Genomic DNA, 6206 nt, shown 5'->3' with positions numbered 1-6206 from the left:
GCGTTGCGGCGCCGTCGCTCGAACTGGAGTTGACCGAAAGCGTGGCCTCCGAAGACCCGGTCGGTGCGATCGCCGTGATCCGCGGCCTGCACGCCTGCGGGGTCGGGATGTCGATCGACGACTTCGGCACCGGCTACTCGTCGCTGAGTTACCTCAAGCAATTCAAGGTCTACAAGCTCAAGATCGACCAGTCTTTCGTGCGCGGTGTGACCGATGATCCCGACGACCAGGCCATCGTGTCGGCCATCATCAACATGGCCAGGAGCCTGGGCATGCAGACGATCGCCGAAGGCGTGGAGACCGAGGCGCAGATGGAGTACCTGCGCAGAGCAGGCTGCGACGAGATTCAGGGCTACTGGTTCAGCCGGCCACTGACCCCGGAGGGCTTCGAGGCGTTTGTCAGCGCGGGCGCGGCACCGCCGCAATAGAGCCCGTCACTCGACCGCCGCACTCCGCAAAGTCTCCACCACCGGCCGGCGCAACACCTCGCGCAAGCCCCACCACCCCGCCCCCAACGCCAACACGGCCCCAGCGGCACTGCCTATCAGCGGCACCCAAGGCGACGCATTCCAGCTGAACTGAAACACAAACTTCGCCAACGCCCAGCCGACCCCCATCGCAGCGACCGACGCCAGAAACCCGGCCAAGGCGCCCACGCCCAACAACTCGGCCCGCTGCACCTGCGCCAACAATTTTCCGCTGGCCCCAAGGGCTCGCATCACCGCAAACTCACGCGCCCTTGCCTCGCGCGTGGCCGTGACCGCCGCAAACAACACCACCAGGCCGGCGGCCAGCGTGAACATGAACAGGAACTCGACCGCACGCACCACCTGGTCGAGCACGCCCTGGATCTGGGTGATCGACGCCGACACGTCCACGTTGGTGATGTTCGGGAATTCGCGGCTCAGGGTGTTGTCGAATCCCGCCGTTTCCGGCGCACGAAACGCCGCGATGTAGGTCACCGGCACGTCGGCCATCTGCGATGAAGGAAACATCACGAAAAAGTTGGCGCGCATCGAGCCCCAGTCGACCTTGCGCAGGCTGGTGATGCGGCCCTCGGTCGTCATGCCGGCCACATCAAAGCGCAGCTCGTCGCCGAGCTTGAGGTTCAAGGTCTCGGCCAGGCCTTCTTCCACACTCAGCCCACCCGGCTCTTCAGGCACCCACTTGCCGCCGGTCACCAGGTTGTGCTGCGGCAGCGCAGCGCTGTGGCTCAGGTTGAACTCGCGGTCGAGCAAGCGCTTGGCGCGCTCGTCGGTAAAGCCTTCGGTCGACGCCGGCTGGCCGTTGATGGCGATCAGCCGGCCGCGGATCATCGGGTACCAGTCGAACCTGGCGACACCACCGGCGCGCAGGCTGGCCTGGAAAGCCTCGCCCTGCTCGGGCTGCACGTTGATCACAAACCGGTTCGGCGCATCGGGCGGCGTGGCCTGGCGCCAGCTGGAGATGAGGTCGGTGCGCAGCAGCACCAGCAAACACAAGGCGAGCAAACCCACGCTCAGCGCCGACACCTGCAGCACGGCAAACGCCGGCCGCGCCGCAATCTGCCGCGTGGCCAGCACCAGCCAGCGTGGTGCGCGCGTCTCGGGCACGGCACGCCGCAAGGCCTGCACCGCGAGCCACGACAAGACCGCAAACACCGCCACCGCGGCGGCAAAACCGCCCACCGCGATCAAACCCAGTTGCAGGTCGGACGACACCGCCAGCAACAAGGCCACGAAGCCCGCCGCACCGGCGCCCAGCACCGCGATCGATGCGGGCTTCAAGGCCCCCACATCACGGCGGATCACCCGCAGCGGAGGCACCTGCGACAGCTGCAGCACCGGCGGCAAACCAAAGCCCATCAAGAGCGTGAAACCCACGCCCACACCAAACAAGGCGGGCCAGCCGGTGGCGGCGGGCAGAGAAGCATTCACCAGGCCAGCCAGCAGCCAGACAAACACGTAGTGCACCGCAAAGCCCAGCAGCACACCGGCCGCGCTGGCGAGCAGGCCCACGAAGGCGAACTCGATCAGGTACTGCATGGCGATGGTTCGCTGAGGCTGGCCCAGCACGCGCAGCATGGCGCAGTCGTCGAGGTGGCGGTTGGCAAAGTCGCGCGCCGCAATGCCCACGGCCACGGCGGCGAGCAAGGCGGCGAGCAGCGCCACCAGGTTGAGAAACTTCTCGGCACGGTCGAGCGTCTGGCGCATCTCGGGTCGGCCACTTTCCAGCGACTCGACACGCACGCCGCGCAGCGACTGGCCCTTCACCTGCGTATCGGCCCAGGCCACGAACGCTCGCACCGGCGCGTCGCTGATGCCGGGTGCCGCCACGGCCAGGCGGTAGGTCACGCGGCTGGCGGGCTGCACCAGGCCGGTGGCCGGGAGGTCGGCCTGGTTGAGCATCACGCGCGGCGCAAAGCTCATGAAACCAGCGCCGCGATCGGGCTCGACCAGGATGATGGCGCCGATCTTCAACCGTGCATCGCCCAGCAGCAGCTCGTCGCCGATGGCGAGCTGCAAGCCATCGAGCAGCGCGGCATCGACCCACACCGTGCCACGCGCGGGGCCTTGTGTGGCGGCACGACCCGCGCCACCGGGCGCGTCGGCCAGGCGCAACGTGCCGCGCAGTGGGTAGGCCTCGGTCACGCTTTTCACGGCCACCAGCTTGGTGGCGCCGCCCTTGTTTTCGCTTGCCCGCCCCATGCTCGGGAAGCCGATCGTGTTGGCCGTTTTCAGACCCAGGGCACGCGCCTTGTCGGCAAAGGCCGCCGGCAGCGGCTGGTCGCTCGCAACGATGGCGTCGCCGCCCAGCAGCTGGCGCGCATCACGCGCCAGGCCATTGTTGAGGCGGTCAGCGAAGAAGCCGACCGCGCTCAAGGCCGCCACCGCGAGCGTCACCGCCACCACCAGCAGGCGCAGCTCGCCCGCGCGGAAGTCGCGCGCCATCTGGCGCCAGGCGAGCTGCCACAAGGAAACTCTGTATTGGATGTTCATGCTGCCCCCGTCGCATCGCACCATAACCGAAGCCCACAAAACCCCAGACCGCGCCATCGCTCCCGCCAGGCCGGTGAGGGAACGCCGAATCGCGCACGTTTCGGGCCGGGTTGCGCAGCTTCAGTTGCGCCGGAATCGGCCGAAATTGCTTCGATCAGGTGCCATTTGCACCGTGTCATTCATCAAAGGTCAACGACATGCTTTTCCATCGACTGACGGTCGGCAAACGACTGAACCTGGGCTTCGGACTCATGCTGGCGATCTTGATGATCGTCACGGCGGTGGCCATCTTCAAGGTGCAAGCCATCAGCACGGCGCTTCGCGCCAACGGCGAGGAGCATGCGCCGATCCAGCGCTTTGCCATCAACTTCCGCGGCTCGGCGCACGACCGCGCCATCGCCATTCGCGACATGGTCTTGAGCGCCACCCCTGCCGACAGGCAGAAGGAGGCCGCGGCCATCGACGAGCTCGCCAAGTTCTACGCCGATTCGGCCGGCCCCCTTGAGAAGCTCATCGGCACCGCCGGCGACAAGACTGCGTTGACTCCGCTGTACGCCGCCATCAAGGACATCGAAACCCAGTCGGTGGCCACCACCCAGGCCATCATTGCCGCCGTGGACAAGGGCGATGCCAGCGCTGCCCAGACGCTGCTGTGGTCGCAAGCCAAGCCGCAGTACGTGCAGTGGCTGGCCGCAGTCAACAAGCTGATCGATTTCGAGGAAGCCCGAATCCAGGCCGAGAACAAGATCGCGCTCGACCAGGCCAGCGGGTTCCTGACCGTGATGCTGGTTGCACTGGCCTTGGCCGTGCTGAGCGGCGCGGCCCTGGCCTGGTCCATCTCACGCAGCATCACGCAACAACTGGGCGCCGAGCCGACCACGCTGGGCGAAGCAGCCAAGCGTGTGTCCGAAGGCGACCTGAGCCCCGTCCCAGGCGCTGCCAGCGCGCGAGCTGGCAGCGTGCTCGCATCGCTGGTCGCCATGCAGGCCAGCCTGGCGAAGGTGGTGGGGCAGGTCCGACAGGCCTCCGACTCGATCGCCACCGGTTCGGCCGAGATCGCCACCGGCAACGCCGACCTGTCGCAGCGCACCGAGAAGCAGGCTTCCAACCTGCAACAAACCGCGGCCTCGATGGAGCAGATGAACGCCACCGTCAAAACCAACGCCGACACCGCACGGCAAGCCACCCAGCTGGCAACGTCGGCGAGCGCTGCCGCCGAACGAGGAGGCGACGTGGTCGGTCAGGTCGTGGCCACGATGAACGACATCACCACCAGCTCGAAGAAGATCGCCGACATCATCGGCGTGATTGACGGCATCGCCTTCCAGACCAACATCCTCGCGCTGAACGCCGCCGTGGAAGCAGCCCGCGCCGGTGAGCAGGGCCGCGGCTTCGCGGTGGTGGCAGGCGAGGTGCGAAACCTTGCGCAACGCAGCGCCGAAGCGGCCAGGGAGATCAAGTCCTTGATTGGCTCCAGCGTTGAAAAAGTGGACGCGGGCTCCCGCCTGGTGGGCGAGGCAGGCTCCACCATGGACGACATCGTGACCCAGGTTCGTCGCGTGTCCGACCTCATCGGCGAGATCAGTTCGTCGACGCTTGAGCAGACCAGCGGGATCAGCCAGGTCAGCGAGTCGGTGACCCAGCTCGACCAGTCGACCCAGCAAAACGCCTCGCTCGTCGAGCAAAGCGCCGCGGCGGCAGACAGCCTGAAACAGCAGGCGGCAAGCCTGGCCGACGTGGTGCGTGTGTTCAGGCTCTAGGGCCTGAAGCGGCTCGCCTCGGCTCTCGCAGGCATGGAGAGAGTCAAGCAAAACGCAGAAGTTGATCGATCCGCGTGAGGGGCTACGGGTGCTGCGTTGAAGCAGTGAACACCCTGCCCGATGCGGGTTTGTCGGCGAACATGCCTACCCCCTCGGGCGCAATCGCGTGTCAGACTGCCGCACCGACAATACGACACACCGACGCACCGACGCACCGACACCCCGGCCATGCTCGAATTCCGCACCCTGGTCACGCTGGCCCTCTTCAGCAGCCTGCTGCTGGCGTTTGCGGTGCTGTTCGTCAACCTCAAGTCGCGCGGCGAGCCCGCCGTGCGCGCCTGGGCCTGGGGCGCCGGGCTGGGGGCTGTGGGCTTCTTGCTGTTTGGCCTGCGCGGCACCGGCCCGGAGTGGGTGTCCTTCGTGCTGGCCAATGCGGTCGGCGTGGCCGGCCGCATCTGGATCTACTACGGCCACCGGCTCTACCTCGGCAAACCCCGCGGCCCGCGCTGGGACATCCCCGCCTGCCTGCTGGTCGCGGCAGTGCTCGCCTATTTCACCTACGTCCAGCCCGACCCGGTATGGCGCCTGTCGATTGCCTCCTGTGTGCTGTGCGCACTGCACGTGTTGTCGGCCCAGGTGCTGCTGACACCGGCCTCGCGCCGCGCCCCTGACGGCACTTGGCTGGTCACCATTGCCTTGGTGCATCTGCTGACGGGGCTGGGGTTGGGGCTGCGAGCCATCCTGGGCCCGCTGGCAACGCTGGACCCGGAGTGGACACAGGCGGCGCGCCTGATGGAGACGCTGGTGGTCGGCAACATCACCCTCTTCAACATCGTCTTGACCATCGGCCTGAGCAGCCTGACGGTGTCGCATACCCAGCGCAAATTTCAGGCAAGCGAAGAGCGCTACCGCAGCCTCGTCGAGCAGGCCGCCTACGGCATCTTCGTGAGCGATGACCGCGGCCACATCGTCGACATCAATGCCGCCGGGGCGGCGATGCTGGGCTACTCGCCGCAAGAAGTGATCGGGTTGAACATTCGTGATGTGGTGAGTGAGGAGGAGCTGCCGAACCAGGCCGCCATCCAGGCCATCTATGCAAGTGGTGGAGTGGCCACCACCGAGCAGCGCATGAAGCGCAAGGACGGCAGCAGCTTCACCGCCGAGTGGGTGGCACGCCGGCTCAGCGACGGCCGGGTGATGGGCCTGCTGCGCGACATCACCCTGGACAAGCAGCATGCCGACGCCCTGCTGCAAGCCAAGCTGAGCGCCGAAGAAGCCAACCGCAGCAAAAGCGAGTTCGTCGCCAACATGAGCCACGAGATCCGCACCCCCTTGAACGCCATCGTGGGCATGGCCTACCTGGTGCGCCGCGACAGCACCGACCCCAAGCAGACCGAGCGGCTCGACCGCATTGAGACGGCTTCATCGCACCTGCTGTCCATCGTCAACGACGTCCTCGACATCGCCA

4 protein-coding genes are annotated in these 6206 nt (G+C 66.7%); 3 read left to right on the top strand and 1 reads right to left on the bottom strand.

What is annotated here, in order from left to right:
* Nucleotides 1-428: EAL domain-containing protein (locus tag RMO40_RS03615; RefSeq protein WP_309716438.1), on the top strand; the 428-nt coding region annotated here is incomplete at its 5' end.
* Nucleotides 429-434: 6 nt separating this feature from the next.
* Here RMO40_RS03615 and RMO40_RS03610 read toward each other — a convergent pair.
* Nucleotides 435-2978, bottom strand: coding sequence for an FtsX-like permease family protein (locus RMO40_RS03610; protein ID WP_309716436.1), 2544 nt, complete (start codon nt 2976-2978; stop codon nt 435-437).
* Between the two features lie 197 nt (nt 2979-3175).
* Here RMO40_RS03610 and RMO40_RS03605 point away from each other — a divergent pair, with 197 nt between their 5' ends.
* Together RMO40_RS03605 and RMO40_RS03600 are read left to right on the top strand one after the other, a co-directional pair.
* Nucleotides 3176-4738 carry a methyl-accepting chemotaxis protein gene (locus tag RMO40_RS03605; protein WP_309716433.1) on the top strand — a complete coding sequence of 521 codons (1563 nt, stop codon included), beginning with the start codon at nt 3176-3178 and terminating at the stop codon, nt 4736-4738.
* Nucleotides 4739-4966: 228 nt separating this feature from the next.
* On the top strand, nt 4967-6206 hold a 1240-nt coding region (locus tag RMO40_RS03600; RefSeq protein ID WP_309716431.1), incomplete at its 3' end, for a PAS domain S-box protein.

The organism is Rhizobacter sp. (genome assembly GCF_031412075.1).
Classification (GTDB): Bacteria; Pseudomonadota; Gammaproteobacteria; order Burkholderiales; family Burkholderiaceae_C; genus Rhizobacter.
Note: the sequence above shows the minus strand (reverse complement) of the source record. Positions and strands in the feature narration are given on the sequence as shown.

Coding starts and splice junctions, on each gene's coding strand:
- RMO40_RS03610 (WP_309716436.1), bottom strand. CDS start 2,978: ATGAACATCCAATACAGAGTTTCCTTGTGGCAGCTCGCCTGGCGCCAG.
- RMO40_RS03605 (WP_309716433.1), top strand. CDS start 3,176: ATGCTTTTCCATCGACTGACGGTCGGCAAACGACTGAACCTGGGCTTC.